Annotated in this window: 15 protein-coding genes; 10 read left to right on the top strand and 5 right to left on the bottom strand. The window is 70.9% G+C overall.

The features are described from left to right. On the top strand, window positions 1-460 hold a 460-nt coding region (locus ACTWQO_RS30865; RefSeq protein ID WP_443240656.1), incomplete at its 5' end, for a zinc-binding dehydrogenase. Window positions 461-528: 68 nt separating this feature from the next. Here ACTWQO_RS30865 and ACTWQO_RS30860 read toward each other — a convergent pair. Both ACTWQO_RS30860 and ACTWQO_RS30855 read right to left on the bottom strand, forming a co-directional pair. Then, window positions 529-729 (bottom strand): helix-turn-helix transcriptional regulator, encoded by a 201-nt coding sequence (locus ACTWQO_RS30860; RefSeq protein WP_443240655.1) that lies wholly within the window; start codon window positions 727-729, stop codon window positions 529-531. A gap of 301 nt (window positions 730-1,030) precedes the next feature. Continuing rightward, entirely contained in the window at window positions 1,031-1,948 is a 918-nt protein-coding gene (locus tag ACTWQO_RS30855) for a sugar phosphate isomerase/epimerase family protein (RefSeq protein ID WP_443240654.1), read from the bottom strand. A 125-nt stretch (window positions 1,949-2,073) separates the two neighbouring features. Between ACTWQO_RS30855 and iolC the strand changes: the two genes are divergently transcribed. Genes iolC through mmsA form a run of 5 tightly spaced genes read left to right on the top strand, consistent with a single transcriptional unit; the run spans window position 2,074 to window position 8,126 of the window. Further along, window positions 2,074-3,024 (top strand): 5-dehydro-2-deoxygluconokinase, encoded by a 951-nt coding sequence (gene iolC, locus ACTWQO_RS30850; RefSeq protein WP_443240653.1) that lies wholly within the window; start codon window positions 2,074-2,076, stop codon window positions 3,022-3,024. Next, the gene (locus tag ACTWQO_RS30845; RefSeq protein ID WP_443240652.1) at window positions 3,021-3,902 is read left to right on the top strand and encodes a Cgl0159 family (beta/alpha)8-fold protein; all 882 of its coding nucleotides are present in this window, start codon (window positions 3,021-3,023) and stop codon (window positions 3,900-3,902) included. The genes iolC and ACTWQO_RS30845 overlap by 4 nt, the downstream gene beginning before the upstream one ends. 7 nt (window positions 3,903-3,909) lie before the next feature. Further along, window positions 3,910-4,722: a 5-deoxy-glucuronate isomerase gene (gene iolB, locus ACTWQO_RS30840; protein WP_443240651.1), complete on the top strand. Its 813-nt coding sequence runs from the start codon at window positions 3,910-3,912 to the stop codon at window positions 4,720-4,722. Then, entirely contained in the window at window positions 4,719-6,602 is a 1,884-nt protein-coding gene (gene iolD, locus ACTWQO_RS30835) for a 3D-(3,5/4)-trihydroxycyclohexane-1,2-dione acylhydrolase (decyclizing) (RefSeq protein WP_443240650.1), read from the top strand. The genes iolB and iolD overlap by 4 nt, the downstream gene beginning before the upstream one ends. Window positions 6,603-6,623: 21 nt before the next feature. Further along, window positions 6,624-8,126 carry a CoA-acylating methylmalonate-semialdehyde dehydrogenase gene (gene mmsA / locus ACTWQO_RS30830; RefSeq protein ID WP_443240649.1) on the top strand — a complete coding sequence of 501 codons (1,503 nt, stop codon included), beginning with the start codon at window positions 6,624-6,626 and terminating at the stop codon, window positions 8,124-8,126. A gap of 47 nt (window positions 8,127-8,173) precedes the next feature. On the opposite strand, the gene ACTWQO_RS30825 is transcribed toward mmsA, so the two are convergent. Together ACTWQO_RS30825 and ACTWQO_RS30820 are read right to left on the bottom strand one after the other, a co-directional pair. Next, a complete protein-coding gene (locus ACTWQO_RS30825) occupies window positions 8,174-9,019 on the bottom strand; it encodes a hypothetical protein (protein ID WP_443240648.1) in 846 nt (281 codons plus the stop codon). An 84-nt stretch (window positions 9,020-9,103) separates the two neighbouring features. Next, the gene (locus tag ACTWQO_RS30820; protein WP_443240647.1) at window positions 9,104-10,486 is read right to left on the bottom strand and encodes a condensation domain-containing protein; all 1,383 of its coding nucleotides are present in this window, start codon (window positions 10,484-10,486) and stop codon (window positions 9,104-9,106) included. 238 nt (window positions 10,487-10,724) lie between these two features. On the opposite strand from ACTWQO_RS30820, the gene ACTWQO_RS30815 reads away from it, so the two are divergent. The 3 genes from ACTWQO_RS30815 (at window position 10,725) to ACTWQO_RS30805 (ending at window position 15,936) form a co-directional block, all read left to right on the top strand. Next, the gene (locus ACTWQO_RS30815) at window positions 10,725-13,370 is read left to right on the top strand and encodes a CocE/NonD family hydrolase (RefSeq protein ID WP_443240646.1); all 2,646 of its coding nucleotides are present in this window, start codon (window positions 10,725-10,727) and stop codon (window positions 13,368-13,370) included. Next, window positions 13,367-14,281, top strand: coding sequence for an ABC transporter permease (locus tag ACTWQO_RS30810; RefSeq protein ID WP_443240645.1), 915 nt, complete (start codon window positions 13,367-13,369; stop codon window positions 14,279-14,281). The genes ACTWQO_RS30815 and ACTWQO_RS30810 overlap by 4 nt, the downstream gene beginning before the upstream one ends. A 137-nt stretch (window positions 14,282-14,418) precedes the next feature. Next, entirely contained in the window at window positions 14,419-15,936 is a 1,518-nt protein-coding gene (locus ACTWQO_RS30805) for a YfbK domain-containing protein (protein ID WP_443240644.1), read from the top strand. Here ACTWQO_RS30805 and ACTWQO_RS30800 read toward each other — a convergent pair. Then, entirely contained in the window at window positions 15,927-16,544 is a 618-nt protein-coding gene (locus ACTWQO_RS30800) for a chorismate mutase (protein WP_443240643.1), read from the bottom strand. The genes ACTWQO_RS30805 and ACTWQO_RS30800 overlap by 10 nt on opposite strands. Window positions 16,545-16,681: 137 nt before the next feature. Here ACTWQO_RS30800 and ACTWQO_RS30795 point away from each other — a divergent pair, with 137 nt between their 5' ends. Next, window positions 16,682-18,601 carry an AMP-dependent synthetase/ligase gene (locus ACTWQO_RS30795; protein ID WP_443240642.1) on the top strand — a complete coding sequence of 640 codons (1,920 nt, stop codon included), beginning with the start codon at window positions 16,682-16,684 and terminating at the stop codon, window positions 18,599-18,601. Window positions 18,602-18,764 lie beyond the last annotated feature (163 nt).

The raw sequence follows: 18,764 nt of genomic DNA, 5'->3' as shown, positions 1-18,764 counted from the left end.
CGACGTATCCGCCCAAGCCCTGGATCTGGCAAGGAAGTTCGGGGCGGCGGAGTGCGTGGACGGGACGAGGACGCCGGACACGGCGGCGGCGATCCGCGACCTCACGGGCGGCGGCGCCCACCTCTCCCTGGACGCCCTCGGCGCGCCCGCGACCTGCGCCGCTTCCGTGAACGGCCTGCGCCGCCGCGGCCGGCACGTCCAGGTCGGTCTGCTGCCGTCGTCCACGGGCACCACCCCCGTCCCGATGGCCCGCGCGATCGCCCTGGAACTGGAACTCCTCGGCAGCCACGGCATGGCGGCCCACACCTACCCGCCCATGCTGGAGCTGGTCCGGACCGGCGCCCTGCGCCCCGACCTCCTGGTCACCTCCACCATCACGCTGGACGCGACACCCGCGGCCCTCGCCGCGATGGGCACGGCACCGGGAGCGGGCGTGACGGTCATCGAGCCGTGGAGCTGAACGCGCCGCGCCTGCCCGGCAGCCTCCGGGCAGGCGCGGCGCGGTCAGCCCCCTGGACGGGGCGCTGTTCACTCCTCTCTACGGGCCCGGTTGCCCGGGCGGGAAGCGACCCATTCCCGGACGGTGTCCGCGTACCAGTACGGTTTGCCGCCCTCCACATGGTCGGGTGGCGGCAGCAGCCCGTGCTTGCGGTAGGACCGCACGGTGTCCGGCTGCACCCGGATGTGCGCCGCGATCTCCTTGTAGGACCAGAGCCTTCGGTCGGTCATGAGGTGCACCTCCCTGCGCGCACCGCGGTGGCAGCCGGGAACGGCCGTCGGGGGTACCGGGCGCTGCGCTGGCGATCACAAAGCCTGTGTCCGGTGAACGACACAGAGTGAGCGCGGGTCAGGGCCTGTGCACCGGGTGTGACGGATGACTCGCGAACATGCGACATGTGTGACACGAGGGGGTCATTTGTGACACGCGGGTTGCTTGCAGCGCCCCGTAAGGGGCGCGGGGAACTGCGCGAACAACCCCCACAACCCGCAGCCGCCCCACTCCCGCAACCCGGCAGACCAGTAGGCGCCCCTACGCCCCGCACGACCTCAAAAACGCCCGCGTCCGCCGCGCAATAGGCAACGGCACATCCGCCGCACACGGATACATGTCCTGCTCCACAATCGCGAACAGATCCACATCCAGCCGCTGCGCAGCCTCCAGCACAGGCCCCAACGCCGGCACCCCGGACGGCGGTTCACACATCACACCCCGCGCCACCGCGGGCCCGAACGGCGTCCCCTCCGCCCGCACCTCCGCCAGGATCTCCGGATCCACCTGCTTGAGATGCAGATACCCGATCCGCGAACCGTACGTCTCGATCAGCTTCACGCTGTCCCCACCGCAGTACGCGTAGTGCCCGGTGTCCAGGCACAGCGACACCAGACCGGAGTCGGTCGCGTCGAGGAACCGGACGACGTTCTCCTCGCTGTCGATGTGCGTGTCGGCGTGCGGATGGACGACGATCTGCAGGCCGTACTCCTCCCGCACTCGACTCCCCAGCCGCTCGGTCAGCGAGGCGAGGTTCCGCCACTGCTCGGCCGTCAGGGAACTCGGCTCCAGCACCTCACCGGTCTTGTCGTCCCGCCAGAAGGACGGGATGACGACCAGGTGCTTCGCCCCCATCGCCTGCGCGAGCACCGCGTTGTCCGCGACATGCGCCCACGTCTTCTCCCACACGGCCTCACCGTGATGCAGCCCCGTGAAGACCGTCCCGGCCGACACCTTGAGGCCACGCCGCGCGGTCTCCTCGGTGAGCACGGCGGGGTCGGTCGGCAGATAGCCGTACGGGCCGAGCTCGATCCACTCGTAGCCGGACTGCGCGACCTCGTCGAGGAAGCGCTGCCAGGGAACCTGCTGCGGGTCGTCGGGGAACCACACACCCCAGGAGTCGGGCGCCGACCCGACCCGGATGCGGGACAGTGAGGACTGTGGTGACAACGAAGTCATGGCGGCCAGCTTCCGGCCGCCACGGCAGGCCTGTCAAGGTCTGGTCCGAATGTCTGGACAAAACATTGACAGGGCGCGCCATCGGGGTCTAGAAAGCCGGAGAGAGCCGATACGAAGGGAACGCGATGGCGTACGACCTGATCACCATGGGGCGGATCGGCGTGGACCTCTACCCGCTGCAGACGGGTGTCCCGCTGCCTCAGGTGACGTCCTTCGGCAAGTTCCTCGGCGGCTCGGCGACCAACGTCGCGGTCGCCGCGGCCCGCCTCGGCCGCCGTACCGCCGTGATCACACGTACCGGCGACGACCCGTTCGGCACCTACCTCCACGAGGCGCTGCGGGACTTCGGCGTCGACGACCGCTGGGTCACCCCGGTCGCCGGACTGCCCACCCCCGTCACCTTCTGCGAGGTCTTCCCGCCGGACGACTTCCCGCTGTACTTCTACCGCCGCCCCAAGGCCCCGGACCTGGAGATCGACGCCCATGAGCTCGACCTCGACGCGATCCGCGACGCGAGCGTCTTCTGGGTGACCGGCACGGGCCTGAGCGAGGAGCCGAGCCGTACGGCGACCCTCGCGGCCCTCGCCCACCGCGCCAAGGCCGGTACGACGGTCTTCGACCTCGACTGGCGCCCCATGTTCTGGGCCGATCCGGACGCGGCCCGCCCCTTCTACACCGAGGCCCTGCGCCACACCACCGTCGCGGTCGGCAACCTCGACGAGGTGGAGGTCGCCACCGGTGTCCGCGAACCGCACGCCGCCGCCCGCGCCCTCCTCGACGCCGGAGTCGAGCTGGCCGTCGTCAAGCAGGGCCCCAAGGGCGTCCTCGCCGTCAACAGCAAGGGCGAAAGCGCCGAAGTCCCGCCCCTTCCCGTGACCGTCCTCAACGGCCTCGGCGCCGGTGACGCCTTCGGCGGGTCCCTCTGCCACGGCCTCCTCGAAGGCTGGGACCTGGAGAAGATCATGCGGCACGCCAACGCCGCCGGTGCCATCGTCGCCTCCCGACTGGAGTGCTCGTCCGCCATGCCGACCCCCGCCGAAGTGGAAGCCGCCCTCACCGCGGGAGCCGTGCTGTGACCGTCGACATCGAGGCGCTGGTCCGCACCCGCAGCCGCCACCCCGAGGCGATCGCCGAAGCGGCCGCCCGCCGCGTCCGCCGGCCGCTGCTGGGCGACTCGGGCCGGCTGATGATCGTGGCCGCCGACCACCCCGCCCGCGGCGCGCTCAGCGTCGGCGACCGCAAGTTCGCCATGGCCAACCGCGCCGACCTGCTGGAACGCCTCTGCCTGGCCCTCGCCAGACCCGGCGTCGACGGCGTCCTCGCCACCGCCGACATCCTGGACGACCTGCTGCTGCTCGGCGCCCTGGACGGCAAGGTCGTCATGGGCTCGATGAACCGCGGCGGCCTCCAGGGAGCCTCCTTCGAACTCGACGACCGCTTCACCGGCCACCGCCCCCAGGACATCGAGCGCCTCGGCTTCGACGCGGGCAAGCTGCTGCTGCGGATCGACTTCGACGACCCGGGCTCCCTCACCACCCTGGAGTCCACGGCCCGCGCGATCGACGACATGGCCGCCCGCGGGCTCCCCGTGTTCGTCGAGCCGTTCATCAGCCGTCGTACGCCCGAGGGAAAGCTCCGCAACGATCTCTCCGCCGACGCCGTCACCAAGTCGATCGCCATCGCCTCCGGCCTGGGCGGCACCTCGGCGTACACCTGGCTGAAGGTCCCCGTCACCGACAACCCGGACGACATGGCCCGGGTCATGGAGACCTCCACCCTCCCCGCCGTGCTGCTGGGCGGCGATGTCGGGGACGATCAGGACGGCGCGTACGAGAAATGGCGCGGCGCCCTCCAACTGCCCACCGTCCAGGGCCTGGTGGTCGGCCGTTCGCTGCTGTACCCGGCGGACGGCGATGTGGCCGCCGCCGTGGACACCGCCGTAGGACTGCTGTGAGGGCCGCATGAGCAACGAGTTGTACGTCCCGAAGGGCACCACCGCCGACCCGCACTACGCGCTTGACATCGACCCCAAGCTGGCCGGCTGGACCCACTCCAGTCTGCGGATCGTCGAGCTGGAGGCGGGTGGTTCGCACACCTTCACCACTGGTGACAGTGAGTGGATCGTGGTGCCGCTGAGCGGTGGTTGTACGGTGCAAGTGGAGGACGAGGTATTCCAACTCCTGGGCAGGGAGAGCGTGTTCGCGTCGGTCACCGACTTCGCGTACGCGCCCCGTGACGCCCGGGTACAGATCGCCTCCGGCGCGGGAGGCCGCTTCGCCCTGGCAGGAGCGAAGTGCGAGCGACGACTCCCCGCCCGCTACGGCCCCGCGCCGGAGGTCCCCGTCGAGCAGCGTGGCAGCGGCAACCGCACACGCCATGTGCGCAACTTCGCCTCCGCCGACGCGTTCGAGTGCGACAAGCTCATCGCGGTCGAGGTGATCACACCCGGCGGCAACTGGTCCTCGTATCCGCCGCACAAGCACGACGAGCACCGGCCCGGCGAGGAAGCGGAGCTCGAGGAGATCTACTACTTCGAGATCGACGGCCCGAACGGCTTCGGCTATCAGCGCGTATTCCCCTCCCGTGAGGGCGGTTCCGACGTCCTCGCGGAGGTCCGCTCCGGAGACGCCGTCCTCGTCCCCGACGGATGGCACGGCCCGTCGATCGCCCAGCCCGGCCACGACATGTACTACCTGAACGTCATGGCGGGGCCCGGCGAGACTCGGGAGTGGCGGATCTGCTTCCACCCGGATCACACGGAGGGTTACCGATGACCTCAACGACGAGGCTGACGGTCGCACAGGCGCTGGTGCGCTTCCTGTCCGTCCAGTACACGGAGCGGGACGGCATACGGCACCGGCTCATCGACGCCACCTGGGGCATCTTCGGCCACGGCAACGTCGCCGGGCTCGGCCAGGCGCTGCTCGAGTACGCCGATGACATGCCGTACCACCAGGGCCGCAACGAGCAGTCCATGGTGCACGCGGCGATCGGTTACGCCCGCCAGTCCAACCGCCTGTCCACGCACGCGGTGACGACCTCCATCGGCCCGGGCGCGACCAACCTGGTCACGGGCGCCGCCCTCGCCACCATCAACCACCTTCCGGTGCTGCTCCTCCCCGGCGACATCTTCGCCACCCGCCCCGCCGACCCGGTCCTCCAGCAGCTCGAAGTGCCGTACGCGGGCGACATCTCCGTCAACGACTCGCTGCGCCCGGTGTCGAGGTACTTCGACCGGATCCACCGCCCCGAGGCCCTGATCCCGGCGGCCCTGCAGGCGATGCGCGTGCTCACCGACCCGGTGGAGACCGGCGCGGTGACGCTCGCGATGCCCCAGGACGTCCAGGCCGAGGCCTACGACTGGCCGGACGAGTTCTTCGCCAAGCGGACCTGGGTCGTACGACGGCCAGGAGCCGATCCGACCGAACTCGCCGAGGCCGTGAACGCGATCCGCGCCGCCCGGCGCCCGCTCGTCGTCGCGGGCGGCGGTGTCCACCACAGCCGTGCCGAGGAGGCGCTGGAGGAGTTCGCCCGCACCACCGGCATCCCGGTCGCCTCCACCCAGGCGGGCAAGGGCTCCCTGCGCTTCGACCACCCGCAGGACGTCGGCGCCGTCGGCCACACCGGCACCGCCACCGCCGACGAACTCGCCCGCACCGCCGACCTGGTGATCGGCGTCGGCACCCGCTACACGGACTTCACCACGGCCTCCGGCACCCTCTTCACCGGCGAGAACGTCCGCTTCCTCAACCTCAACATCGCCCCGTACGACGGCCACAAGCTCTCCGGTCTGCCGCTGATCGCGGACGCCCGCAGCGGCCTCCAGGAACTCACCCAGTCGCTGGGCATGCACGGCCACCGGGTCCCCGACGCGTACGTCACCGAGTACAGCGAGGACAAGGAGCGCTGGGAGCAGCGCGTCGACGCCTGCTTCGAGGCCGAGGAGCCCGATGTACGGCCGACGCAGCCGCAGGTCATCGGCGCGCTGGACGCCATCGTCGACGAGTCGGACATCATCATCAACGCGGCCGGCTCGCTCCCGGGCGACCTGCACAAGCTGTGGCGGGCGCGGTCGGCGGACCAGTACCACCTGGAGTACGGCTACTCCTGCATGGGCTACGAGATCCCGGCCGCGATCGGCGTGAAGCTCGCGGCGCCCGACCGGCCCGTGTGGGCGCTGGTCGGCGACGGCACCTACCTGATGATGCCGACCGAGATCGTCACGGCCGTGCAGGAGGGCGTCGCGATCAAGATGCTGCTCGTGCAGAACCACGGGTACGCGTCCATCGGCGGCCTCTCGGAGGAGACCGGCGCCGAGCGGTTCGGCACCGCCTACCGCTTCCGCTCCGGCGACGGGACGTTCACCGGCGCCCCGCTGCCGGTGGATCTCGCCGCCAACGCCGCCAGCCTCGGCATGCGCGTGCTGCGCGCGAAGACCGTGGCCGACCTGCGGGAGGCGCTCGCCGAGGCGCGCGCCGCCGACACTCCCACATGTGTCTACGTCGAGACCGAAACGGCATACACAGTGTCGGGCCCGCCTCCGGCGCAGGCCTGGTGGGATGTACCTGTGGCCGAGACCGCGACCCGTTCGTCGGCGGTGAAGGCCCGCGAGGAGTACGACCGGCACGTCACTGCCCGACGCCGCCCTCTGTGAAGGAATGACTGGAGCTCAGCCATGACGAAGATCGTCAACCACTGGATCGGCGGCAAGACCGTCGACGGCGCGTCGGGTACGTACGGGCCGGTCACCGACCCCGCCACCGGCGCGGTCACCACGAAGGTCGCGTTCGCCTCGGTCGACGAGGTGGACGCGGCGGTGCAGGCCGCCAAGGAGGCCTACGTCACCTGGGGCCAGTCCTCGCTGGCCCAGCGCACCAACATCCTGTTCAAGTTCCGGGCGCTGCTCGACGCCAACCGGGATGCCATCGCCGAGCTGATCACCGCCGAGCACGGCAAGGTGCACTCCGACGCGCTCGGCGAGGTCGCGCGCGGCCTGGAGATCGTCGACCTGGCGTGCGGCATCAACGTGCAGCTGAAGGGCGAGCTGTCCACGCAGGTCGCCAGCCGCGTGGACGTCGCCTCGATCCGGCAGCCGCTGGGCGTCGTCGCGGGCATCACGCCGTTCAACTTCCCGGCGATGGTCCCGATGTGGATGTTCCCGATGGCCATCGCGTGCGGCAACACCTTCGTGCTGAAGCCGTCCGAGAAGGACCCGTCGGCGTCGATGAAGCTCGCCGAGCTGCTGGCGGAAGCCGGGCTGCCCGACGGCGTCTTCAACGTCGTCCACGGCGACAAGGTGGCCGTCGACCGCCTGCTGGAGCACCCGGACGTCAAGGCCGTCTCCTTCGTCGGCTCGACCCCGATCGCCCGGTACATCCACACCACCGCCTCCGCCAACCACAAGCGCGTCCAGGCGCTCGGCGGCGCGAAGAACCACATGCTGGTCCTCCCGGACGCCGACCTGGACGCGGCGGCGGACGCGGCGGTGTCGGCGGCGTACGGCTCGGCGGGCGAGCGCTGCATGGCGATCTCGGCCGTCGTCGCGGTCGGTTCGATCGGTGACGAACTGGTCGAGAAGATCCGCGAGCGCGCCGAGAAGATCAAGATCGGCCCGGGCAACGACCCCACGTCCGAGATGGGACCGCTGATCACGAAGGCCCACCGCGACAAGGTGGCGTCGTATGTGAAGGGCGCCCCGGCGCAGTACGCGAAGGTCGTGCTCGACGGCACCGACTTCACGGTCGAGGGCTATGAGGACGGTCACTGGATCGGCATCTCGCTGCTCGACAAGGTGCCGCCGGGCTCGGACGCGTACCGGGACGAGATCTTCGGCCCGGTGCTGTGCGTCCTGCGCGTGGACACCTACGAGCAGGGCGTGGAGCTGATCAACAACTCCCCCTTCGGCAACGGCACCGCGATCTTCACCCGGGACGGCGGCGCCGCCCGCCGCTTCCAGCTGGAGATCGAGGCCGGCATGGTCGGCGTGAACGTCCCGATCCCGGTCCCCGTCGGCTATCACAGCTTCGGGGGCTGGAAGGACTCGCTCTTCGGCGACCACCACATCTACGGCAACGACGGCACGCACTTCTACACCCGCGGCAAGGTCGTCACCACTCGCTGGCCGGACCCGGCCGACGCTCCGGCGGGCGTGGACCTGGGCTTCCCGCGCAACCACTGAGTGACACAGCTGAGCCCGGGCACCGCACGTGCCCGGGCTCAGATGTGTCACTGACCGCGTGCTGCCTTGAGCGTCTCGGTGAGGTCACCGGTCTGCGCGGCGGGCGGTGCCGCGACGTCGGCCGTGGCGCCGAACTTCTCGAAGTCCATGGTGACCTTCATGGCGCCGGTCTCCTGCGTCAGCCGCACCGGCAGGTCCTTGTCGCCGACCCAGATGTCCATGGTCAGCGAGCCGTCGGCGCCGAGCATCGAGTTGTAGAGGGATTCGTCGTCGCCGTAGAGCTCCTTGAGCCGGCCCATCTTGCTCTTGTCGAGGACGGCTTGGTAGTGCGTGGTCCGCTGCCCGTTCACGGTCTCCGTGCCGAGGTCCTCGACGTCCTCGGCGTGCTTCAGGCTCTTCATGGATGCCGCCGGGCTGCCGCCGGAGCTTCCGCTGAGCGCCTGGTCGGCGTCCTCGCCGAACACGGCCGAACCGTCGATCTTCATCCACTCCTTGCCCGCGAGGGGGCCGGAGGGCTGCGGGTCGACGTCGTAGTAGTAGTCGCCGTCCACGAACAGGCAGCGGACCTTCGGTGCGTCCGTCAGTTCCTGCATCTGCACGGCCTTGGTGTCCATCTCGACGTCGAACGCGTACCCGTCGCCCCAGGAGTACGTGCCGTCCATGGCGATCGGGGCGCCGCCGTCGATCGAGGTGGTCATCTTCACCTCGGCCGACCCGAGTTCCTCGGTCCGGTCCGCGGCCCGCGACAGTACCGCCATGATCTTGTCCGCGTTGCCGACCGCCTTGACCGCCTGCTCCGCGGTCTCCTTCGAGGCCTCCGCGCCGCACCCGGCCGTCGCCAGCAGCGCCGCCGCCGTGAACCCCACCCAGGCAGCGGTGTACTTCTGCTTCATCTGTCCCCACCCGTAGCTGTGAATCGACTGTGCACGGGACTCTCGTGAGCCCCACTGACATCAGCGCCCACAGCGGGGTGATCGTCACCGTGGCACCGACCTGATCAGATCCCGCAGCCGCTCGACGTACAACCGCATGTTCTTGTGCGCGACATCGGTGTCCGGATAGCGGCTCGCGAACCACAGGCCCTCGTGCAGCCGGTTGATCCACACGCACACCTGGTCGCCGTAGGACACCCGCACCAGTCCGTACGCCGCCAGCTCGGACCAGTCGGCGGAGCGGGGCAGGTCCCGTCCGTCGACGTACGAGACGATGGAGTACAGGTCGGGCGAGGTGGGACGGAAGTCGGAGCCGAGCAGCCGCAGTACGCGGGCGATGGGCATGCGGGCCAGGGACCGGTTGGCGTGCATCTCGGCGCGTACGGCCTTCAGGGCGGCCGGGAAGTCGAGGCCCGGCGCCAGGGGAACCTCGATCGGCGCGCCGCCCACGAACCAGCCCACGGTGTCCGACCACTGGGACTTCACCCGGGTGTGGAAGGGCACGACCGTGCGGTAGACGGGCTGCCCGCCGAGCTCCCGGACGATGAGGCCGGTGGCGGCCAGGACGCCGATGAGGCTGCCGCCGTAGGGCCGGCAGTACGCCTCGAACGCGGCGGCGTCCTCCGCGTCCACGAGCGTCTCCCGCATGAGCTTCTGCGTGGGCAGCCCGGCGCCGGGGTCCAGGCCGAGGTCGACGGGGAAGTTCGGCAGTCTGCCGTCGCAGCGGCGGATGAACTCCCGCCAGCGGGCGACGATTTCGTGGGTCTCGTCGATGCGGTCGGCGTCCGCCCGCTCGATCTCGCAGAAGTCGACATAGCTACTGACCGGGTCCTGCGGAGCCGGACCGCCCTCGACGCCGGTCGCGTACAGCTCGTGGATCTCGGCGGGGATGCGCTGGATCGAGTAGGAGTCGACGTTGCTGTGGTCGAAGGCCATGTACACGCTGGTGGAGTCGGACCGGACGACCGCCGCGTACATGAGGTTCGGCCAGCGCAACGCGTCCGCCGTCGCGTCGAAGCGGTCCTGGAGATGCTGGACCAGTGCGTCCGCGTCGGGGAAGTCGCCGACGTCCTCGCGGTGCAGGGACACCGCCCCCGGGGCGAGGGTGAAGCGCCGTAGCTCGTCGCCGTCCGGCCGGAAGCCGCTGCGCAGTGTCTCGTGCCGGAGGGTCCAGCCCCGCAGCGCGTCCTGCAGCGCGTCCAGGTCGACCCGGCCCGGGATGTCGAAGGCCGTACCGAGCCAGGTCGGCACGAACAGGCCGTCCTCCCGCACACTTCGCGCCGTTTTGATGTGCGACTCCTGGATGTACGCCGGTGGCCGGGCGTCATCCGGCAGGCCCGCCGCCGTCTCCACGGTCGCCGGACTGAGCGTCCACTCGACGAGCCGTCCGGGCCGGACCTCGCAGCGCTGGATGTCAGTGATGCGCACAGGGCGTCTCCGTTCGCGAAGGGGGCAGACCTTCAAGGATCTGCCGGGGCGACCCCGGAAACCCGCCGTGTCGTGATCTTTCAATGGATCGAGTGGCGCCTCGAACAGCGGTTCTTGTACCACGGCGCGCGTACCACGGTCGCGGTATGCGGGACGGTGCGTCTACGCCCCTGGGAGGTCAGGGGGTTCCGCCCAGAAGCTGTCGGGGGCCGACAGGTTGGCCGCGTACCGTTGACGCATGGATCTTCGACTGCCCGGACTGCGTGGGCCAGGGCGGCCGCGGCGGCTTCTTGCCGCCGCGGCCGCCGTTGTCGTCCTCGCCGGTGCCGGTACGTGGACGGCCGTCGCCTCCGACGACGCGCCCGCGGTGCACCGCGCCGACCGGGTCATGGCGGTGGGTGACGGGGTGCGCATCGACACCTCGTACTTCACCTCCGGCGCGGACGGCCGCCGCCCCGCCGTCCTGCTGGCGCACGGCTTCGGCGGCAGCAAGGACGACGTGCGCGAGCAGGCCGAGGACCTCGCCGCCGACGGCTACGCGGTGCTGACCTGGTCGGCCCGCGGCTTCGGCAAGTCGACCGGCAAGGTCGGCCTGAACGACCCGAAGGCCGAGGTCGCCGACGTCTCCCAGCTGATCGACTGGCTGGCGAAGCAGCCCCAGGTCCAGCTCGACAGGACCGGCGACCCGCGCGTGGGCATGGCCGGAGCCTCGTACGGCGGCGCGATTTCCCTCCTCGGCGCCGGGTACGACGACCGGGTGGACGCCATCGCCCCGGCGATCACCTACTGGAACCTCGCGGACGCCCTGTTCCCGAACGGCGTCTTCAAGAAGCTGTGGGCGGGCGTCTTCTTCAACACGGCGGGCGGCTGCGACAAGTTCGAGGCCCAGCTCTGCGAGATGTACGATCGGGTCGCCGAGTCCGGCACCCCGGACGCCGAGGCACGACAGCTCCTTGAGGAGCGCTCACCGTCGGCCGTCGGCGACCGCATCAAGGTGCCCACACTGCTGATGCAGGGCCAGATGGACTCCCTCTTCCCGCTCGGCCAGGCCGACGCGGCGGCGAAGGCGATCCGCGCCAACGGCGCCCCCGTCGACGTCGACTGGATCTCGGGCGGCCATGACGGCGGCGACCTGGAGGAGAGCCGGCTCAACGCCCGCGTGGACTCCTGGTTCGACCGCTACCTCAAGGACGACAAGAGCGCCGACACCGGCCCCGCCTTCCGCATCACCCGCACCGGAGGGGTCGACTCCACCGACGGCGAGGCCACGCTGCGCGGAGCCGGCTCCGACACCTACCCGGGCCTGGAGGGCGGCCAGAAGTCCCTCGCCCTCACCGGCCGCGAGCAGACCTTCGACAACCCGGCCGGCGCCAACCCGCCCGCCATCTCCGCCCTGCCCGGACTCGGCGGCAGCGGTCTCTCCCAGCTCTCCTCGCTCGGCGTCGGCATCTCGCTGGACTTCCCCGGCCAGTACGCCGCCTTCGAGTCGGCCCCCGTCGGCGACGACCTGCGCATCACCGGATCGCCGACGGCCACCGTCCACGTCAAGTCCACCAGCGACGACGCCGTCCTCTTCGGCAAGGTGTACGACGTCGGCCCCGACGGCGCCCAGCAGGTGCTGCCGTCCCAGCTGGTGACGCCCCTGAGGGTGGCGGACGCGAAGGCCGGCAAGGACGTCACGGTCACGCTGCCCGCCATCGACCACAACGTCGACAAGGGCCACCGTCTGCGGCTGGTCCTGGCCTCCACGGACCTCGGCTACGCCTCGCCGGCGGCTCCGGCGACGTACACCGTCTCCCTGAAGGGCGACCTGTCGGTGCCCACGGCCTCCGGTGTGAGCACGGCGGCGGCCCCGCTGCCGTCCTGGGTGTGGTGGCTGCCGCTCGCGGGCGCCGGCATCGCGCTGGCCCTGCTGCTGACCGCCCGCCGCCGCACCGCGTCCGTGCCGCCGGACCCCGCACTCGCCGAAGTGCCGCTGCAGATCACGGACTTGAGCAAGCGGTACTCGAAGTCGTCCGACCGTTACGCGGTCAAGGACCTGTCCTTCCGCGTCGAGAAGGGCCAGGTGCTGGGTCTCCTCGGTCCGAACGGCGCGGGCAAGACCACGACCCTGCGCATGCTGATGGGCCTGATCACCCCGGACGGCGGTGAGATCCGCGTCTTCGGCCACGCCATCCGGCCGGGCTCCCCGGTGCTGTCCCGGGTCGGCGCCTTCGTCGAGGGCGCGGGCTTCCTGCCGCATCTGTCCGGCCGGGAGAACCTGGAGCTGTACTGGGCCGCGACCGGCCGCCCCGCCGAGGACGCGCACATCGAGGAGGCCCTGGAGATCGCGGGCCTCGGCGACGCCCTCGCCCGCGCGGTGCGCACCTACTCGCAGGGCATGCGCCAGCGCCTCGCCATCGCCCAGGCGATGCTCGGCCTGCCGGACCTGCTCATCCTCGACGAACCGACCAACGGCCTCGACCCGCCCCAGATCCGCGAGATGCGCGAGGTGCTGATCCGGTACGCCGCCGCCGGGCGCACGGTGATCGTCTCCAGCCACTTGCTGGCGGAGGTCGAGCAGTCCTGCACCCACCTCGTGGTGATGGACCGGGGCAGGCTCGTGCAGGCGGGCCAGGTAGGGGGGATCATCGGCTCCGGCGACACCCTCCTCGTCGGCACCGGTACGCCCGTGGAGGGGCCCGTCGTGGAGAAGGTCGCGGCGCTGCCGGGCGTCACCTCGGCCGTGTCCACCGACGACGGGCTGCTGATCAGGCTCGACGGTGACGGCACACCACAGCGTCTGGTCGCCGAACTCGTCCGCCTCGACATCCCCGTCCAGTCGGTCGGCCCGCACCGCCGCCTCGAAGACGCCTTCCTCACCCTGATCGGAGGCTCCGCATGAGCACGCTCACCGAGGGAACCGGCCGCTCCGAAGAGACCGGCCGTCCCGAGCCGCTCGTCGAGCGCGCCGAAACGGCGTCCGGCTACCGCGCGGGCCGCACCCTGCCACTCCGTGTCGAGCTGCTCCGCCAGCTCAAGCGGCGCCGCACGCTGGTCATGTTCGCGATCCTCGCCGCCCTGCCGTTCGTGCTCGTCGTCGCCTTCGCGATCGGCGGCGAGCCGGACAGCGGCGGTGGCGAGCGGATCACGCTGCTGGACACGGCCACCCAGTCCGCCGCCAACTTCGCCGCGGTGAACCTCTTCGTGTCCGCGGGCTTCCTGCTGGTGATCCCGGTCGCCCTGTTCTGCGGGGACACGGTCGCCTCGGAGGCCGGCTGGTCCTCCCTGCGCTATCTGCTCGCCGCGCCCGTGCCACGCGCCCGGCTGCTGTGGTCCAAGCTCGTCGTCGGCCTCGGCCTCAGCCTGGCCGCGATGATCGTGCTGCCGCTGGTCGCGCTGGCCGTCGGCGTCGCCGCCTACGGCTGGGGCCCGCTGCAGCTCCCGACCGGCGGCGCGGTGGACGCGGGCACGGCGGCGCAGCAGCTCGTGGTGGTCGTGGCGTTCATCTTCGTCTCCCAACTGGTCACCGCCGGGCTCGCGTTCTGGCTGTCCACCAAGACGGACGCGCCGCTCGGAGCGGTCGGCGGCGCGGTCGGCCTGACCATCGTCGGCAACGTCCTCGACCAGGTGACCGCCCTCGGCGACTGGCGGCACTTCCTGCCCGCGCACTGGAACTACGCCTGGGCCGACGCCGTCCAGCCGAACCCCGAGTGGTCCAGCATGATCCAGGGCAGCGCGATTTCCGTAACGTACGCGCTCGTGCTGTTCGCGCTGGCCTTCCGCGGTTTCGCGCGCAAGGACGTGGTGTCGTAGGTCAACGGAGGATCACCCACCGGTATCGACAGGCCTGCTCCGTGCCCTCATCGAGACGCTTCCGCAACGCCCCGTAGCGCACGTTCCGGCCCCCTTCGCCGTCACAGTCACAGACGTCGACGACGAAGGGGGCACGGATGTTGAAGCGGTACGGCATACGACGGCTGCTGCTCACGCTCACCGCGGCGAGCGGCCTGCTGCTCACGGCCTGCGGCGGGGGTGAGGACACGGACAGCGGCAAGGCCTCGGACTCGGCACCGGACACCGGCTTCCCGGCGCCCGCGATGCCGCAGCCCGAAGGAAGCCAGGGAACCGACGAATCCCGGGAGTTCGCCCCGGCCCCCGACCACCTCTCCACCTTCGCCCTGGACGTCGACACCGCCTCCTACGGCTACGCCAGCCGCACCCTCGCCGAGGGCCGCCTGCCCGCCCCGTCGACGGTCCGCCCGGAGGAGTTCGTCAACAGCTTCCGCCAGGACTACGACCGCCCCGACGGCGACGGCTTCTCCGTCACCGTCGACGGCGCCCGCACCGCCGTGGACGACTGGTCCCTGGTCCGGGTCGGCCTCGCCACCCGGTCCGCCGAGGACGAGGGCGAACGGCCGCCCGCCGCCCTCACCTTCGTCATCGACATCTCCGGTTCCATGGCCGAGCCCGGCCGTCTCGACCTCGCCAAGGAATCCCTCGGCGTGATGACGGACCAACTGCGCGACGACGACTCGGTCGCGATCGTCACCTTCAGCGACGAGGCCGAGGAGGTGCTGCCGATGACCCGCCTCGACGACAACCGCGGCGAGGTCCACGACGCCATCGACAGCCTGGAGCCCACCGACTCGACCAACCTCGGCGCGGGCGTCGAGACCGGCTACGAGACCGCGGAGGAAGGCCTGCGCGAGGGTGCCACCAACCGCGTCGTCCTCATCTCCGACGCCCTCGCCAACACCGGCGACACCGACGCGGAGACCATCCTCGAACGCATCGCGAGCGAACGCCGCGAGCACGGCATCACGCTCTTCGGCGTCGGCGTGGGCAGCGACTACGGCGACGCCCTGATGGAACAGCTCGCCGACAACGGCGACGGCCACACAGTCTACGTCTCGGACGACGAGGAAGCCCGCAAGGTCTTCGTGCGGCAGCTCCCGCAGAACATCGACCTCACCGCCCGCGACGCCAAGGCCCAGGTCGCCTTCGACCCCGAGACGGTCGCCGAGTACCGCCTGGTCGGCTACGACAACCGCGAGGTCGCCGACGAGGACTTCCGGGACGACCGCGTCGACGGCGGCGAGGTCGGTCCCGGCCACACCGTCACCGCCCTCTACGCCGTCCGCGTCAAGCCCGGCGCCGACGGCCACCTCGCCACCGCGAGCGTCCGCTGGCTCGACCCCGAATCGCGCACCCCGCACGAGGAGTCCGGCCAACTGGAGACCGGCTCCCTCCAGGACTCCCTGAGCGAAGCCGCACCGCGCCTCCAGGTCACCGCGGCGGCCGCTTATTTCGCCGACGCCCTCGACGGCGACGACTCCCTTCCGGGCGCGCCGACCCTCGCCGGACTGGCCGACTACTCCGCCGAGTTGGCGGACCGCACCGAGGACGAGGAGGTCCGCCGCCTCGCCGACACCATCGACCGGGCGAGTGACCTCACCGGTCAGGACTGAGGCCCGCCCCCGCACACCGAGGGCACGGCGCGCTGAAGTCCCTTCAGATGCAGGACGTCCAGCTCATGGCGGTACGCCGACCAGGTGGCCGCGAGGTAGAGCCGCGGCTCGCACGACGGCGACGTCCGCAGCCGCTGCGTGTCCTTCAAGGCGGTCAGCAACTCGGTGGTGATGCGGTCGAGTTGCGGGCGCACCTCCGTGACCAGGTCGGGGCGCTCGGTGGGCCGCTCCTCGGGATGCGCGTCCCAGCGTATGTACAGCCCGCGCTGCACCAGCTTGTTCGCCTCGATCTGGTCCCGGAACACGGCCTGTACGGCCGCCGGGTCCAGCCCGAGCCCGGTCGCCCGGGCGGCGACGTCGTCCAGGATCTGCTGCTCGCGCACCGGGTCGTCGATCGGCTTGTCGGTGCCGTACTTGGCGGCTGCCACCTTGTCGGCGAGCAGCAGCCGCTCGGCGAACAGGTCGGTCAGCGGGGTGAGTGCGGGGGCGACGGAGTTTGCCTGCGGGGGAGTCGAGGTGTGTGCGGCGGCCGATGCGGCGCCGGAGAGGGACACGGCCGCGGCGGCGCAGACGGCCACCAGGGCGGACCGGAGACGTCGGGAGTGCACGGGAGTTCCTTCCGTGGGGGGCGGTCGTACAGCAACGTACAGACGCACACACCATCACTACGCCCCGACCCATTGACCTTCCGTTACGCGTGAGTAAGTTGACTCCCCGGTAAGTCCGACTGGCACCGGGAGCCGACATGGGCGTACGCAATGACCTGAAGCGGGCGAAGCAGCGCACCGACCTGGCCGCGCGCACCAAGGTCGAGCTGATCAGGGACGAGTCGGGCGCGGTGCGCGAGGCCCGTACCGCGCCGCTGGCGCCGCGCGTCGCCACCGGCAGCACGGCCGACCTGCCGTTCACCAACGCCACGGAGGCTCCCGACGCCGTGGTCCTGCGCCGCGAGCGGCACGGCACCTGGCAGCCCGTCACGGCCGCCGCCTTCGCCGCCGAAGTCACCGCCGTCGCCAAGGGGTTGATCGCCGTCGGCCTCGAACCGGGCGGCCGGGTCGCCCTGATGTCCCGCACCCGCTACGAGTGGACGGTCCTGGACTTCGCGATCTGGGCGGCCGGCGGCCAGACCGTCCCGATCTACGCCACCTCCTCGGCCGAGCAGGTCGAGTGGATCGTCCGCGACTCGGGCACCCGTTTCGTCGTCACGGAGACGGCGGAGAACGCCGAGACGGTGACGACCGGCACGGCCCGCCACCCCGAACCCCCACGCATCTGGCAGCTCGACGCCGGCGCACTCACCCAACTCACCACCCTCGGCCGGGACATCCCCGACGAGGAGGTCACCAAGCGCCGTACGGCCCTGACCCCCGACACGGTCGCCACGGTCTGCTACACCTCCGGCACCACCGGAAAGCCGAAAGGCTGCGTCCTCACCCACGCCAATCTGCACGCGGAGGCCGCCAACACGGTCGAGCTGCTGCACCCCCTGTTCAAGGAGGTCACCCGCCAGACCGCGTCCACGCTCCTCTTCCTCCCCCTCGCCCACATCCTCGGCCGCACGCTCCAGATCGCCTGTCTGATGGGCCGTATCGAGATCGGCCACTGCCCGAGCATCAAGCCCGACGAACTCCGCCCGGCCCTCAAGCAGTTCCGCCCCACCTTCCTCGTCGGCGTCCCGTATCTCTTCGAGAAGATCCACGACACCGGCCGCGCCACCGCCGAGAAGATCGGCCGCGGCGCCTCCTTCGACCGCGCCGACCGCATCGCCGTCCGCTTCGGCGAGGCGTACCTGAACAAGTTCCTGGGCACCGGCAAGGGCCCGGGCCCCGCCCTCTACGCCGCCTGGGCCCTGTACGACCTGCTGGTCTACCGCCGGGTCCGCAAGGAACTCGGCGGCCGGATGCGGTACGCCATCAGCGGCGGCTCCCCGCTCGACCGCAACCTCAACCTGTTCTTCTACGCCGCCGGAATCATCGTCTACGAGGGCTACGGCCTGACGGAGACCACCGCCGCCGCCACCATCGTCCCGCCCCTGAAACCCCGCCCCGGCACGGTCGGCCTCCCGGTCCCCGGCACGGCCATCCGTATCGCCGACGACGGCGAGGTGCTCATCAAGGGCGGGATCGTCTTCGGGTCGTACTGGAACAACCCGGCCGCCACCGACGCCGTACTCACCGACGAGTGGTTCGCCACCGGCGACCTGGGCGCCCTCGACGAGGACGGCTATCTCACCATCACCGGCCGCAAGAAGGACATCATCGTCACCTCCGGCGGCAAGAACGTCTCCCCGGCCGTCCTGGAGGACCGGCTGCGCAGCCGCCCGCCCGTCGGCCAGTGCCTAGTCGTCGGCGACAACCGCCCCTTCGTCGCCGCCCTGATCACCCTCGACCCCGACGCGGTCGCCCACTGGCTGTCGGTCCGCAAGCTGCCCGCCGACACCCCGCTGTCCGAGGTCGTACGGGACCCGCGGATGCGTGCGCAGGTCGAGAAGGCCGTGGACTACGCCAACGAGGCCGTCTCCCGCGCCGAGTCGATCCGCGCCTTCGCCCTGGTCGAGGGCGAGTTCACCGAGGACAACGGCATGCTCACCCCGTCCCTGAAGGTCAAGCGGCATGCGGTGACGGCGGCGTACGCGGCCGAGATCGAGGCGCTGTACGGCGGGTGAGCCCACCGGGCACGGACGGGCAACCGGGTGAATTACCCGGCAATTTGCACATATCGGTTTCTTCGGTCCTCCACATCTCGTTCACAGTCTGCAGGTCGTGGCGCATACGAGCGCGCGGCAGCGCGGTCCCCGCGACGACCGGCTTTCGCCCCTGAGAGGAAGA

This window comes from Streptomyces sp. 4N124 (assembly GCF_052245395.1).
Classification (GTDB): Bacteria; Actinomycetota; Actinomycetes; order Streptomycetales; family Streptomycetaceae; genus Streptomyces.
Note: the sequence above shows the minus strand (reverse complement) of the source record. Positions and strands in the feature narration are given on the sequence as shown.